At 54.0% G+C, this 13,319-nt stretch carries 13 protein-coding genes; all 13 read left to right on the top strand.

Annotated features, from left to right (window positions below):
• The first annotated feature begins 194 nt into the window (after positions 1 to 194).
• On the top strand, positions 195 to 929 hold the full coding sequence (locus HMPREF6485_RS05170; protein WP_004345179.1) for a Bax inhibitor-1/YccA family protein: 735 nt from the start codon (positions 195 to 197) through the stop codon (positions 927 to 929).
• 219 nt (positions 930 to 1,148) lie between these two features.
• A complete protein-coding gene (locus tag HMPREF6485_RS05165) occupies positions 1,149 to 1,622 on the top strand; it encodes an arginine repressor (protein ID WP_004340987.1) in 474 nt (157 codons plus the stop codon).
• A 94-nt stretch (positions 1,623 to 1,716) separates the two neighbouring features.
• Positions 1,717 to 2,319, top strand: a complete 603-nt coding sequence (locus HMPREF6485_RS05160; protein ID WP_004340988.1) for a GNAT family N-acetyltransferase — start codon at positions 1,717 to 1,719, stop codon at positions 2,317 to 2,319.
• The gene (locus HMPREF6485_RS05155; RefSeq protein ID WP_004345178.1) at positions 2,309 to 3,550 is read left to right on the top strand and encodes an argininosuccinate synthase; all 1,242 of its coding nucleotides are present in this window, start codon (positions 2,309 to 2,311) and stop codon (positions 3,548 to 3,550) included. The genes HMPREF6485_RS05160 and HMPREF6485_RS05155 overlap by 11 nt, the downstream gene beginning before the upstream one ends.
• Positions 3,551 to 3,618: 68 nt before the next feature.
• Complete coding sequence (locus HMPREF6485_RS05150; RefSeq protein ID WP_004340990.1) at positions 3,619 to 3,813, top strand: PspC domain-containing protein; 195 nt, start codon at positions 3,619 to 3,621, stop codon at positions 3,811 to 3,813.
• A 61-nt stretch (positions 3,814 to 3,874) separates the two neighbouring features.
• A complete protein-coding gene (argC, locus tag HMPREF6485_RS05145; RefSeq protein ID WP_004345176.1) occupies positions 3,875 to 4,894 on the top strand; it encodes an N-acetyl-gamma-glutamyl-phosphate reductase in 1,020 nt (339 codons plus the stop codon).
• On the top strand, positions 4,894 to 6,036 hold the full coding sequence (locus HMPREF6485_RS05140; RefSeq protein WP_004345175.1) for an aspartate aminotransferase family protein: 1,143 nt from the start codon (positions 4,894 to 4,896) through the stop codon (positions 6,034 to 6,036). The genes argC and HMPREF6485_RS05140 overlap by 1 nt, the downstream gene beginning before the upstream one ends.
• 2 nt (positions 6,037 to 6,038) lie before the next feature.
• Positions 6,039 to 6,827, top strand: a complete 789-nt coding sequence (locus HMPREF6485_RS05135; RefSeq protein ID WP_004345173.1) for a pyrroline-5-carboxylate reductase family protein — start codon at positions 6,039 to 6,041, stop codon at positions 6,825 to 6,827.
• Between the two features lie 208 nt (positions 6,828 to 7,035).
• Complete coding sequence (locus HMPREF6485_RS05130; protein ID WP_004345171.1) at positions 7,036 to 7,590, top strand: helix-turn-helix domain-containing protein; 555 nt, start codon at positions 7,036 to 7,038, stop codon at positions 7,588 to 7,590.
• A gap of 16 nt (positions 7,591 to 7,606) precedes the next feature.
• Complete coding sequence (locus HMPREF6485_RS05125) at positions 7,607 to 9,283, top strand: AMP-binding protein (protein WP_004345170.1); 1,677 nt, start codon at positions 7,607 to 7,609, stop codon at positions 9,281 to 9,283.
• 89 nt (positions 9,284 to 9,372) lie between these two features.
• Positions 9,373 to 10,494 (top strand): glutamate 5-kinase, encoded by a 1,122-nt coding sequence (gene proB, locus HMPREF6485_RS05120; RefSeq protein WP_044126277.1) that lies wholly within the window; start codon positions 9,373 to 9,375, stop codon positions 10,492 to 10,494.
• A 135-nt stretch (positions 10,495 to 10,629) separates the two neighbouring features.
• Positions 10,630 to 11,877 carry a glutamate-5-semialdehyde dehydrogenase gene (locus tag HMPREF6485_RS05115; protein ID WP_044126276.1) on the top strand — a complete coding sequence of 416 codons (1,248 nt, stop codon included), beginning with the start codon at positions 10,630 to 10,632 and terminating at the stop codon, positions 11,875 to 11,877.
• Between the two features lie 246 nt (positions 11,878 to 12,123).
• Entirely contained in the window at positions 12,124 to 13,086 is a 963-nt protein-coding gene (locus tag HMPREF6485_RS05110; RefSeq protein WP_004345168.1) for a Rossmann-fold NAD(P)-binding domain-containing protein, read from the top strand.
• Positions 13,087 to 13,319: the final 233 nt, after the last annotated feature.

Raw genomic sequence — 13,319 nt, 5'->3', positions numbered from 1 at the left:
GGAGGAAAATGCAAATAACAGGAGAAAAAAGAGGACAAACGAAAAACCGATTCGCCACTCTGACAGAAAGACAGACAGCGCAAAAGCATTCGCGAGCCAATTGGTTAAAAAAGATTTTTTAGTTGCACAGACCATCAAATGGCATTATCTTTGCATCCGTATCACAAAATGACAAACCAAAACAAAGAAGGTATATGACACAAGATGAATTGTATAAAGTGATCAATGCCGCCGAAGGCCGCACTGACACAAGAAGCAAAGAATTGAACTTGGCTTTCCCGGCCCTGATGAGAAAGGTGTACACGTGGATGGCCCTGGCTCTGGCTATCACCGGCATCACCGCCTACGGCGTGGCCACCAGCCCGGCTCTACTCACAGCCATTTTCACCAACAAGCTGCTTTTCTACGGCCTCATCATCGCCGAATTAGGAATCGTGTTCTACACGACAGCCCGGCTGGCCAAGCTGTCACTCTCCACAGCCACGCTGCTCTTCATCCTATTTTCGGTGATCAACGGTGCCACACTGGCCTCCGTCTTCGTGATTTACACCATGAGTTCGATAGCTACCACGTTTTTCGTGACCGCCGGCACATTTGGTGCCATGGCCTTCATTGGCTACACCACAAAACGCGACCTCACCAAGATGGGAGGCATTCTGATGATGGCCCTCATCGGACTCATCATAGCTGCCGTAGTGAATATGTTCCTGCACAACAGCACGTTCGACCTCATTGTTAGCGGACTGGGCGTACTCATTTTCACCGGTCTCACGGCATGGGACTCGCAAGCCATCAAACGTATGTTGCAAGAGCAATATGACATGAGTGAAGGCGCACAGAAAGTGGCCCTGCTCGGCTCGCTGTCTCTCTACCTGGACTTCATCAACATGTTCCTCTACCTGCTACGCTTCTTGGGCGACCGCAAATAGACTGGAGATTGACTTTACATAAAACAAGGGGCCTTGAGCCCCTTTTTTTCATGCCCATACGAGTCGACACCTGCATATAAACGGCTGAATAAATATACTGATTCGATATTCACTAAATAACAAAACATTCTCACATCGCATTATTTTTTCGCAAATTTATTTGGAGATTAACCTAAAATATTGTAATTTTGCATCACAAACAGAATAAAAATACACCCAATGAAGATCAAGACCAGCAGAATGGAAGCCTTGAAGATGATCATCTCCAGTCAGGAGTTAGGCAGTCAGGAAGAAGTGCTCAAGGCACTTGCCAAAGAAGGCTTCACCCTCACGCAGGCCACCTTGAGCCGCGACCTCAAACAACTGAAAGTGGCCAAAGCGGCCAGCATGAACGGCAAATACGTGTATGTGCTGCCCAACGAGACGATGTACAAGCGCATCTCCTCTCCCCTCTCGGCCAACGAAATGCTGCAAACTCCCGGTTTTCTGTCCATCAACTTCTCGGGCAACATGGGTGTCATCAAAACCCGACCGGGCTATGCCAGCAGCATTGCCTACAACATTGACAATGGGGCACTGACCACCATCTTAGGTACGATAGCGGGCGATGACACTATCTTCATCGTGAAAAAAGATGGCGTGACCGAAGAACAGGTGCTGGAGGGACTGAAGGGGATTATACCCAATATATAGTTGACGAGTGAACAAGTGGACGAGTTGACAAGTTGGCAGCCGGAAAGACGGAAAGGTGACAAGCCGGCTCAGTAAACAGGAATTTATTATATAAATGGAAGAAATCAAAGTAATGGTAGCCGATGCCTCACACGAGAAGTATGTAGACACCATTCTTACGACGATTGCAGACGCCGCAAAGGTGCGCGGTACCGGCATAGCCAAGCGCACACATGAATACCTGGCTACGAAAATGAGAGAAGCCAAGGCTGTGATAGCCCTGCAAGGAGACAAGTTTGCAGGCTTCAGCTACATTGAGACTTGGGGAAACAAGCAATATGTAACCACCTCGGGGCTCATCGTGCATCCCGACTTCCGCGGACTCGGACTGGCCAAGCGCATCAAGGACATGACCTTCACACTGGCCCGCAAGCGCTGGCCGCACGCCAAGATATTCTCGCTCACCTCCGGGTCGGCCGTGATGAAGATGAACACCCGTCTGGGCTATCACCCCGTAACCTTCAACGACCTCACCGACGACGAAGCCTTCTGGCGTGGTTGCGAGGGCTGTATCAATGTCGACGTGCTCCACCGCACCGACCGCCGCTATTGCATCTGCACGGCCATGCTCTTCGACCCGGAAGACCATCTGCCCGCCAAGATACCGGCCGAGGTGATGGAACGCATCAGAAAGATAGACGGAACCAATGTGCAATAAAACCAAGGAAAGGAAAAAAGATATGGCAGAAAACAAGAAGAAAAAAGTGGTCGTGGCCTTCAGTGGAGGCCTTGACACGTCATACACCGTGATGAAGCTAAGCCAAGACGGTTGGGAAGTATATGCCGCCTGCGCCAACACCGGCGGATTCAGTGCCGAACAACTCAAGACCAACGAGGAAAATGCCTATAAACTGGGGGCCAAAGCCTACGTGACACTTGACGTGACACAGGAATATTACGAGAAATCATTGAAGTATATGATTTTCGGCAACGTGCTGCGCAACAACTGCTACCCCATATCCGTGAGTTCGGAACGCATCTTCCAGGCCATCGCCATCGCCCGCTATGCCAAAGAGATAGGGGCCGACGCCATCGCCCACGGTTCCACCGGAGCCGGCAACGACCAGATACGTTTCGACATGACGTTTCTCGTGATGGCACCGGGCGTGGAAATCATCACCCTCACCCGCGACAAGGCCCTGAGCCGTAAGGAGGAAGTGGACTATCTGAACGAACACGGTTTCTCGGCCGACTTCGCCAAACTGAAATACAGCTACAACGTAGGTATTTGGGGTACGAGCATCTGTGGGGGCGAATTGCTCGACCCTACACAAGGCCTGCCCGAGGAGGCTTATCTGAAACACGTCACCAGCCAAGAAGAAAGCGAACTGCGCATCACCTTTGAGAAAGGCGAAATCGTGGCCGTGAACGGTGAACGATTCGAGGACAAGATAGCAGCCATACAGAAGATTGAAGACATCGGAGCCTCCTACGCCATAGGCCGCGACTGCAATGTGGGCGACACCATCATCGGCATTAAGGGACGTGTGGGATTTGAGGCAGCCGCCCCGAAACTCATCATCGAAGCCCACCGGCTGCTTGAGAAAAGCACACTCTCGAAGTGGCAGCAATACTGGAAAGACCAAGTGGCCAACTGGTATGGCATGTTCCTGCACGAAAGCCAGTATCTCGAGCCCGTGATGCCCGACATCGAGGCTATGCTCACCAGCAGCCAACGAAACGTGAACGGTACGGCCATTTTGAAACTGCGCCCGTATGGATTCCAAACCGTAGGCATTGACTCGCCAGACGATCTCACCAAGTCGAAACTCGGAGAGTATGGCGAGATGCAGCACGGATGGACAGCAGAGGATGCCAAAGGCTTCATCAAGGTGAGTTCCACACCGCTACGCGTCTACTACGGTATGCACCCCGACGAAGAAAGATAACTCCATTTGCAACTTCTCCGCCCGGCAAACCGTCTAACAGACAAATGAACTTTTAAGACCAAAAACACATGGGAAATTATAAAAGACTTAAACGCTCCACCACCGACGTGTGGCTGGGTGGTGTATGTGGCGGTATTGCCGAGTATTTTGACATCGATCCCACACTGGTGAGAATCGGCTACGTAGTGCTCTCACTGGGCAGTGCAGCCTTCCCGGGCCTGCTGATCTATCTCATCCTCTGGATGATCATGCCGAAGGAGTAGCGACACATTATATAATTAAGGTGCGCAACGGGACTGCGCACTTCACACAAGAAAACGACTTATGAGAATTGGAATACTGGGAGCGGCAGGCTATACAGGCGGTGAACTCATCCGCCTGTTGGTGAACCATTCCGAGGCAGAGATAGTCTTTGCCAACTCAGAGAGCAATGCCGGCAATCTCGTGGCCGATGTGCATGAAGGTCTTTATGGCGACACCGACCTGCGGTTTACGACAGCCATGCCTTTTGGGCAGGTAGATGTGGTGTTCTGCTGCTTCGGACACGGTAAAAGCGAAGCCTTTCTGAAAGAGCATCCGATACCGGCCGAGGTGAAAATCATCGACCTCGCACAAGACTTCCGCATCAAGGGAAGTCGCCCCTACCCCAATGCTGCCACGGTCGGAGAGTTCCCCGCCCCCACTCCCGAGAGTCACGACTTCGTCTACGGTCTGCCTGAGATAAACCGCTCTCTGATAGCCCAAGCACAGCATGTGGCCAATCCGGGATGCTTCGCCACCTGCATCCAACTCGGTTTGCTGCCCGCCGCCCAAATGGGACTCATCACCAACGACGTGTCCGTGAACGCCATCACGGGCAGCACCGGAGCCGGACAGAAACCCGGTAGCACCACCCACTTCTCGTGGCGTAACAACAATCTGAGCATCTATAAGGCTTTCAGCCACCAGCATGTGCCCGAAATCAGGCAGAGTCTGGAGCAGGTACAGGGGGCACTCACAGCCTCCATCGACTTCATCCCCTACCGGGGCGACTTTGCCCGCGGCATTTTCGCCACCCAAGTGGTGAAGACCGACAAGCCGATAGAAGACATCGTGGCGGGCTACAAAGCCTTTTACAAAGAAGCAAAATTCACTCACTATGTGGACAAGGCACTCGACCTGAAGCAGGTGGTCAACACCAACAAGTGTCTGGTACACTGCGACAAAGTTGGCAACAAACTGCTCGTCACCTCCTGCATAGACAACCTGTTGAAAGGAGCCGTGGGACAGGCCGTGCAAAACATGAACATCATGTTCGGTATCGACGAGCAAGCCGGACTTCATCTTAAACCATCAGCATTCTAATGAAACTATTCGACGTATATCCCCTCTTCGACATCAATATTGTCAAGGGCAAAGGCTGCAAGGTGTGGGACGACCGCGGACAGGAATATCTCGACCTCTACGGTGGCCATGCCGTTATCAGCATCGGACACAGTCATCCCCATTACGTGGAGAAACTCACCGGACAACTCAACCGGTTGGGCTTTTACAGCAACTCGGTGGTCAACAAGCTGCAAGTGGAACTGGCCGAGCGGTTGGGCCGCATCAGCGGTTACGACGACTATCAGCTCTTCCTCATCAACTCCGGGGCAGAGGCCAACGAAAATGCCTTGAAGCTCGCTTCATTCAAGAACGGGCGCAAACGCGTGCTGTCAGTGGCCAAAGCTTTCCACGGACGTACTTCGCTGGCCGTGGAAGTGACCAACAATCCCAAGATCGTGGCTCCCATCAACGACAACGGACACGTGACATTTCTGCCCCTCAACGACCTTGAGGCATGGGAGCGCGAACTGGCCAAGGGTGACGTATGTGCCTGTATCCTGGAGTGCATTCAAGGCGTAGGCGGAGTCAACATGGCCACCCAAGAATTTGCCCAAGGCCTGCAGGCTGCCTGCAAGAAGTACGGCACCTACCTCATCTGCGACGAAATACAGTGCGGATATGGTCGCAGCGGCAAGTTTTTCGCCCACCAGTGGCTCGGCATCCGTCCCGACCTCATCACCGTGGCCAAAGGCATCGGCAACGGATTCCCAATGGGAGGTGTGCTCATTTCGCCCGAATTTGTTCCCGTCTACGGACAGTTGGGCACCACTTTCGGCGGTAACCACCTCGCTTGTACGGCAGCATTGGCCGTACTTGACGTGTTCGAAAACGAAGGATTGGTGGAAAACGCCCACCTCGTGGGTGAATATCTCATGGATGAACTGCGAGAATTGCAACAGCGCAACAGCCACATCAAGGAAGTGCGCGGTCGCGGGCTGATGGTGGGAGTGGTGCTCGACATCCTCCACAAAGAAGTGCGCTCAAAGCTCATCTACGAGCAACACTGCTTCACCGGATGTGCCGGAACCGACATTCTCCGCATACTGCCGCCGCTCTGTCTCACCCGCGATGAGGCCGACGACTTCATCCAAAGACTTGAAACTGTTTTAAACCAACTGTAAACATGAAAATAGCAATTATCGGAGCAGGTGCCATGGGCGGCGCATTGGCCGAAGGACTCTTGAAATGTGATACTTTTATGGCCGGCGACATCACCGTGGCCGACCCCAATCGAGAAACTCTCGACCACTTTGCCGAGCGGGGAACAACCGTAACTCCCGACAATGCACTGGCAGCACTGGGGGCCGATGTGGTGGCCGTGGTGGTAAAGCCCTGGCTTGTAGAGGGCGTACTGAAAGGCATCAAGGACAGTCTTGACTATGCCAAACAGTTGCTCATCGTGGTGGCAGCAGGCGTTTCGTCGGCCGACATCAAGGGATGGTTAGACAAAGACGGGCAGACAGAGCCCCATTTCTTCCTCGCCATACCCAACATAGCCATTGCCGAAAAGGCCTCCATGACCTTTATCGTGCCCGTTGGGGCTACTGCAGAAGAGACCCAAACCATAAAAGGTGTCTTCGACTCTCTGGGCAGTTGTCTTGTCACCGAAGAACGCCTGCTGGCTTCGGGCACCACACTTGCCTCCTGCGGCATAGCCTACGCCATGCGCTACATACGGGCATCGGTAGAAGGCGGTGTGGAACTGGGCTTCAAGGCCAAGGATGCCGAACAGGTAGTATTGCAGACTGTGAAAGGTGCCGTAGAACTTTTGCAAGCCACGGGAGAACATCCCGAAGCGGCCATTGATAAAGTGACAACGCCCGGTGGCGTGACCATCAAGGGACTGAACGAAATGGAACATGCCGGATTTACAAGTGCCGTGATACGCGGTTTGAAAGCCGGACTCCAATAGCAATGGGAAAGCCATGCCCCCATAGCGGAAGAGCATACCGTGGCAGCAAGTTTTCAAGAAGATGGCCGAACCGTTGCACACACTAAAACCCTTTGTGCAGCAATTCCCGTTTTATTTGAGTGTGCATGAAGAAATCGCAATCTTGGGTTTGTGGAAAAGAAAAGTTTTCGTAATTTTGGCGCAATGATTCATCATTAAAACAACAATTATGGAAGAAGCAATCAAACAAATTGGCGAGCGGCTGAAAGGTCTGCGCGATGTCCTTGACATCCCCGCGGAGGAGGTGGCAGAGCTTTGCGGCATCACCCTCGACCATTATCTCAAGATTGAAGCAGGCGAGGCCGACCCGTCGGTCTACCGCCTGTCAAAGATATCCAAACGCTACGGCATAGCTCTCGATGTGCTGCTCTTCGGCGAGGAACCGCGCATGAGTGCCTATTTTCTCACCCGCAAGGGACAAGGCATGAGCGTGGAGCGCCGAAAAGACTATAAATACCAGAGTCTGGCAGCCGGATTCAGAGGGCGCAACATGGATCCGTTCCTCGTCCGGGTAGACCCACTGCCCGATGGACAAAACCACAACAAGAACTCCCATGACGGACAGGAATTCGACTATGTGATAGAAGGTACACTCGAAATCACCATCGGCAAGAAAGTGATGGTACTAACTGAGGGCGACAGCATCTACTTCGATGCCCACCAGCCTCACTGTATGCGTGCCCTCAACGACTGTCCCGTGAAGTTTTTATGTATAGCCATCTAAAGAGAAGTGAACGATTATGATTGAAAGATTTTTAACCCAGACGCACTTCTCTTCAGAGGAAGACTATCAGAAGAACCTGCACTTTATCATTCCGGAAAACTTCAATTTCGCCTACGACGTGATGGACGAGTGGGCGCGAGAGGCTCCGGACAAACTTGCCTTGCTATGGACCAGCGAGCGCGGAGAGGAACTTCGGTTCACTTTCCGCGATCTCAAGGAACAGACTGATCAAGTCGCTTCCTATTTCCAGACATTAGGCATCGGGCACGATGACAAGGTGATGCTCATCTTGAAACGCCACTACCAGTGGTGGCTCTCCATGCTGGCCCTGCACAAGTTGGGAGCCGTAGCCATCCCGGCCACCCACATGCTGACCCGCCACGACATCGTTTACCGCAACCGGCGGGCCGGTGTGAAAGCCATCGTCTGCGCCAACGACGAGTATATTACCCAACAGGTGAGTGCCTCCATGCCCGAAAGTCCCACCGTGAAGGTGCTCGTGGCCGTCAACTCCGATGCCCAGGCATCGCAGCCCGTACCCAAAGGGTTCCACGACTGGCGAAGAGAATGGCGAGAGGCTCCTCTCTTTGTACGCCCCGAACACGTGAACACCAACGAAGACACGCTGCTGATGTACTTCACCAGCGGCACGAGCGGTGAACCGAAAATGGTGGCCCACGACCATCTCTATGCCTTGGGACACCTCACCACGGGCGTTTTCTGGCACAACCTCAATGAAAACAGCATCCATCTCACCGTGGCCGACACGGGTTGGGGCAAGGCTGTGTGGGGCAAACTCTACGGCCAATGGTTTGCCGGTGCCACTGTCTTCGTGTTCGATCATGAGAAGTTCACGGCTGAAAAAATCATGCGCCAGATCGAAAAATACCGCATCACATCGTTCTGCGCCCCTCCCACCATCTTCCGTTTCATGATACGCGAAGATTTCAGCCAATACGACCTGAGCAGTCTGAAATACTGCACCACAGCCGGCGAGGCCCTCAATCCCTCGGTAGCCAAGGAGTTTTACGATCTTACGGGCGTGCAACTCATGGAAGGTTTCGGCCAAACCGAAACAACGATGACCCTCGGCACATTCCCATGGATGAAACCGAAACCGGGCAGCATGGGCAAGCCCAACACGCAATATGACGTGAAACTGCTCCGCCCCGACGGCTCCGACTGCGAGGATGGCGAGAAAGGGGAAATCTGCATCAAGGTGGGCGATGAGAAGCCTTTGGGGCTTTTCAAGGGTTATTACCGCGATGCCGAAAAGACCAAAGAGGCTTGGCACGACGGCATCTACCACACGGGCGACATGGCATGGCGCGACCAAGACGGCTACTACTGGTTTGAAGGGCGCGCCGACGATGTCATCAAGTCAAGCGGCTATCGCATAGGGCCATTTGAGGTGGAGAGTGCGTTGATGACCCACGAGGCCGTCGTGGAATGCGCCATCACCGGTGTGCCCGACCCGATACGCGGCATGGTGGTGAAGGCTACCGTGGTGCTGGCCAAGGAGTGGAAAGACAAAGCCGGTGATACACTTATAAAAGAGTTGCAAGAGCATGTGAAACACGAGACAGCTCCCTATAAATATCCCCGCGTGATAGAGTTTGTGGACGAACTTCCCAAAACGATTTCGGGCAAAATCAGACGCGTGGAAATACGTGAGAAAGACAAGCAGAAGTAGCACCTCGCCCCGACTTCCCCGAAGTGCAGGGGCCCGGCGTGCGCCTTCCCGGCAAAACCGGTATGATGACAACGAAATGCACTGAAGATATGAACAGCAAAGGTGAACAGACCTCCCCTGCTACGGAGAAGGTCGGAGAGAAGAAACGCGTGGTGGTGAAGGTGGGCAGCAACGTGCTCACCCGCGACGACGGCAAGTTGGATGTGACCCGCATGTCGGCCATTGTCGACCAAGTGGTGTGGCTCAAACAGCATGGCTACGAGGTGATACTCGTCTCCTCGGGGGCTATGGCCTGCGGTCGCGACGAACTGAAAGTGACGCGCAAACTCGACAGCGTGGCCCAGCGACAGCTCTACTCCGCCTTGGGGCAGGTGAAACTCATCGGTCTCTACTACGATCTTTTCCGTGAATACGACCTGCACGTGGGGCAGGTGCTCACCATGAAGGAGAGTTTCTCCACCCGCGGCGAATACCTCAACCAGCGTGCTTGCATGTCGGTAATGCTCGAAAACGGTGTCATTCCCATTGTCAACGAGAACGACACGGTGAGCGTAACGGAGCTGATGTTCACCGACAATGACGAACTCTCCGGACTCATCGCTTCGATGATGGATGCCGACACGCTCATCATCTTGAGCAATGTGGATGGCATCTTCAATGGCGATCCGAAGGATTCGCAGACGCGTGTCATACCGATGGTAAACTACGACCGCGACTTGGGCGAATACATACAAGACACCAAAAGCGGATTCGGGCGCGGGGGAATGCTCACCAAGGCCAATATCGCACGCAAGGTGGCCGAGGAGGGCATCAAGGTGATTATCGCCAACGGGAAGACCACCAATATTCTCGTCGAACTGGCCACAAAACCCATGGAGACGATGCACACCGAATTTCGTCCCAACCCCACTCCCACATCCACACTGAAGAAGTGGATAGCCCACAGCGAAAGTTTCGCCAAAGGCCGTGTGGTGATCAATGACAAGGCTGCCGAGGCACTGAAAGGGCACAAGGCGGTGAGTCTGTTGCCGGTGGGTGTGACAGCTGTCGAGGGTGACTTCGAAGAAGGCGACATCATCAACGTGATAGACCAGCAGGGCAACAACATCGGCGTGGGGCGTAGCGGCTATTCGGCCGAGGAGGCCCGCAGGCGGATGGGTGTCCACGACGTGAAGCCTGTCATCCATTACGACTATCTTTATATGGAGTAAAAGAATCCTCGCTCCCGGCTCCTCTCCGAGGAAAGAGGAGAAGTGGAATGTCCATAAGCGATGGGAAATGACACTGCCAACCAATGAAAAAATGACGAAAGGTGATATCAGATGATGATTTATAATAACGAATCGATGTTACTCAAAGAGACTTTTCAAAGCGTGAAAGAGGCCGGCAAAGCACTGCCGCTGATTCCGGATGAGCGCAGAAATGAAGTGCTAAACGCAGTGGCCGATGCCATTGTGGACAAAACGGACATACTGCTCGAAGCCAACCGAAAAGATCTCGGGCGCATGGAGCCTGACAATCCGCTCTACGACCGCTTGCTGCTCAACGAGAAACGGCTTGCCGACATGGCTTCCGACATGCGCCACGTGGCCACGCTGCCTTCGCCACTGGGGCGGGTGCTGAAGCAGAAGGTGCTCGAAAACGGTCTCCGGCTCCGCCGGGTGAGCGTGCCTTTCGGGGTGATAGGCATGATTTATGAGGCGCGCCCCAACGTGACTTTCGACGTTTTCGCGCTCTGCTTCAAGAGCGGAAACGCCTGTATCCTCAAAGGCGGAAAGGATGCCGACGACAGCAATCGGGCCGGTGTGGCACTCATACACGATGTTTTGCTCCGTTTTGACATCCCTACGGCCGTGGTGGAATTGCTGCCTGCCACCCACGAAGCCACGGGCGAACTGCTCAACGCCGTGGGCTATGTGGATCTCTGCATTCCGCGAGGCAGCAAACGGCTCATCGACTTTGTGCGCGACACGGCCCGAGTGCCGGTCATCGAGACGGGGGCTGGTGTGGTACATGCCTATTTCGACGAATACGGTAATGCGGAGATGGGCAGCCGCATCATCAACAATGCCAAGACGCGCCGCCCGAGTGTATGCAACGCTCTCGACACGCTGATCGTGCATAAGAGCCGGCTTGCCGACTTGCCCGAGCTATGCAGTCTGCTACCCGACCACCGCGTAAGGATCTACGCCGATGCGTCGGCCCGGCAGGCCCTTTCCGCACACTATCCGCCCGAGTTGCTTTTCCCTGCTGATGACAACACTTTCGGCACGGAGTTTATGGACTATGCCATGGGGGTGAAGACCGTCGGTTCGCTTGATGAGGCTCTTGCCCACATCGCTACTTTCGGCAGCGGCCACAGCGAGTGCATCATCACCGACAACGCCGACTGCGCCCGGCACTTCGAGACAATGGTGGATGCCGCCTGCGTCTATGTCAACGCCCCCACGAGCTTCACCGACGGGGCACAGTTCGGCCTCGGGGCAGAGATAGGCATCAGCACGCAGAAGCTGGGAGCACGGGGGCCAATGGCGCTGGAGGAGATGACTACCTATAAATGGCTGATTGAAGGAGAAGGACAGGTGAGGGAGTAGAAAGAAGCCTCACCCCCGGCCCCTCTCAGAGGGGAGAGGGGAGTGAACGGCTGTGCTGCTGTTATCGAAGATATGAAAGGAGGACGAAAGGGTAGCCGTCAAACTATTGCAAGTATTCACCATCATATAATTACAGAGCGGAGAAACGGATGGACCGGTAAAACGGCATCTCCGTCTCCGGAATGTGCCGATAATCAGCTCCCGTGGGCACACTCTTCCTTGGGAGGAGACGGGGGAGAATAAAAGATGAAGACATTTTTCAACGTAGAAGACATTGGCGACCTCAAGACTGCACTCGCAGAGGCGCAAGAAGTAAAGGCCAACCGTTTCGGATTTCAGCAGTTGGGCAGGAACAAGACCTTGCTGATGATATTTTTCAACAACTCCCTGCGCACTCGATTGAGCACACAGAAAGCCGCCATGAATCTGGGCATGAATGTCATTGTGCTCGATGTGAATGCCGGGGCGTGGAAACTGGAGACCGAACGGGGTGTCATCATGGACGGCGACAAGAGCGAACACCTGCTCGAAGCCATCCCCGTGATGGGGAGCTATTGCGACCTCATCGGCATTCGCTCCTTTGCCGGACTCACCGACCGCGAGTTCGACTATGCCGAAACCATCGTGGGCCAGTTTGTGAAATACAGCGGACGTCCGGTCTTTGCTATGGAGACAGCCACCGTGCATCCCCTACAGGCTTTTGCCGACCTCATCACCATCGAGGAACACAAGTCGGTGAAGCGCCCCAAGGTGGTGCTCACGTGGGCACCTCACTGTCGCGCACTGCCGCAGGCCGTTCCCAACTCCTTTGCCCAATGGATGAATGCCGCCGATGTCGACTTCGTTATCACCCACCCCGAAGGCTACGAACTCGACCCGCAGTTTGTCGGCAAAGCTACCGTGGAGTATGACCAGCTCAAGGCTTTCAGCGGTGCCGACTTCATCTACGCCAAAAACTGGAGTTGCCCGGGGGTGAAAAATCCGGCCGACTATGGCAAGATTCTCTCCCAAGACATGAGCTGGACGGTGGACGACGCGCACATGCGCCTGACCAACAATGCCTGCTTCATGCACTGCCTGCCCGTGCGCCGCGGCCTCATCGTGACCGACGACGTGATAGAAAGTCCGCGCAGCTTGGTGATTCCCGAAGCCGCCAACCGCGAGATTTCGGCCGAGGTGGTCATCAAGCGTATGCTTGAGAGCCTGTAAATCATCCGCGATAAACTGATATTTTTGCGCCCCTACATTCCTGATGCGTCATTGGGAATGTAGGGGCGCAACCGTTTAAGGCAGCTGCTTTGTAAAGCCCCCCTAAGTTAGGGGGTTGGGGGGCTGAACAAGGGGGATAATACCATATATAGTACGGAACTTACCAAAGTCGTAAAAAAGCCTTACACATCATTTTTCCACGTCCATTTTTCCGCCCCGTTCTATCCGTCTTA

The organism is Segatella buccae ATCC 33574, assembly GCF_000184945.1.
In the GTDB taxonomy this organism is placed as follows: domain Bacteria; phylum Bacteroidota; class Bacteroidia; order Bacteroidales; family Bacteroidaceae; genus Prevotella; species Prevotella buccae.
This window is presented reverse-complemented; position numbering and strand designations above follow the sequence as displayed.

Bases quoted from the DNA above. Each gene is read 5' to 3' on its own strand.
- HMPREF6485_RS05165 (WP_004340987.1), top strand. From the start codon at position 1,149: ATGAAGATCAAGACCAGCAGAATGGAAGCCTTGAAGATGATCATCTCC.
- HMPREF6485_RS05155 (WP_004345178.1), top strand. From the start codon at position 2,309: ATGTGCAATAAAACCAAGGAAAGGAAAAAAGATATGGCAGAAAACAAG.
- HMPREF6485_RS05135 (WP_004345173.1), top strand. From the start codon at position 6,039: ATGAAAATAGCAATTATCGGAGCAGGTGCCATGGGCGGCGCATTGGCC.
- HMPREF6485_RS05160 (WP_004340988.1), top strand. From the start codon at position 1,717: ATGGAAGAAATCAAAGTAATGGTAGCCGATGCCTCACACGAGAAGTAT.
- argC (WP_004345176.1), top strand. From the start codon at position 3,875: ATGAGAATTGGAATACTGGGAGCGGCAGGCTATACAGGCGGTGAACTC.
- HMPREF6485_RS05110 (WP_004345168.1), top strand. From the start codon at position 12,124: ATGAAGACATTTTTCAACGTAGAAGACATTGGCGACCTCAAGACTGCA.
- HMPREF6485_RS05115 (WP_044126276.1), top strand. From the start codon at position 10,630: ATGTTACTCAAAGAGACTTTTCAAAGCGTGAAAGAGGCCGGCAAAGCA.
- proB (WP_044126277.1), top strand. From the start codon at position 9,373: ATGAACAGCAAAGGTGAACAGACCTCCCCTGCTACGGAGAAGGTCGGA.
- HMPREF6485_RS05140 (WP_004345175.1), top strand. From the start codon at position 4,894: ATGAAACTATTCGACGTATATCCCCTCTTCGACATCAATATTGTCAAG.
- HMPREF6485_RS05150 (WP_004340990.1), top strand. From the start codon at position 3,619: ATGGGAAATTATAAAAGACTTAAACGCTCCACCACCGACGTGTGGCTG.
- HMPREF6485_RS05170 (WP_004345179.1), top strand. From the start codon at position 195: ATGACACAAGATGAATTGTATAAAGTGATCAATGCCGCCGAAGGCCGC.
- HMPREF6485_RS05130 (WP_004345171.1), top strand. From the start codon at position 7,036: ATGGAAGAAGCAATCAAACAAATTGGCGAGCGGCTGAAAGGTCTGCGC.
- HMPREF6485_RS05125 (WP_004345170.1), top strand. From the start codon at position 7,607: ATGATTGAAAGATTTTTAACCCAGACGCACTTCTCTTCAGAGGAAGAC.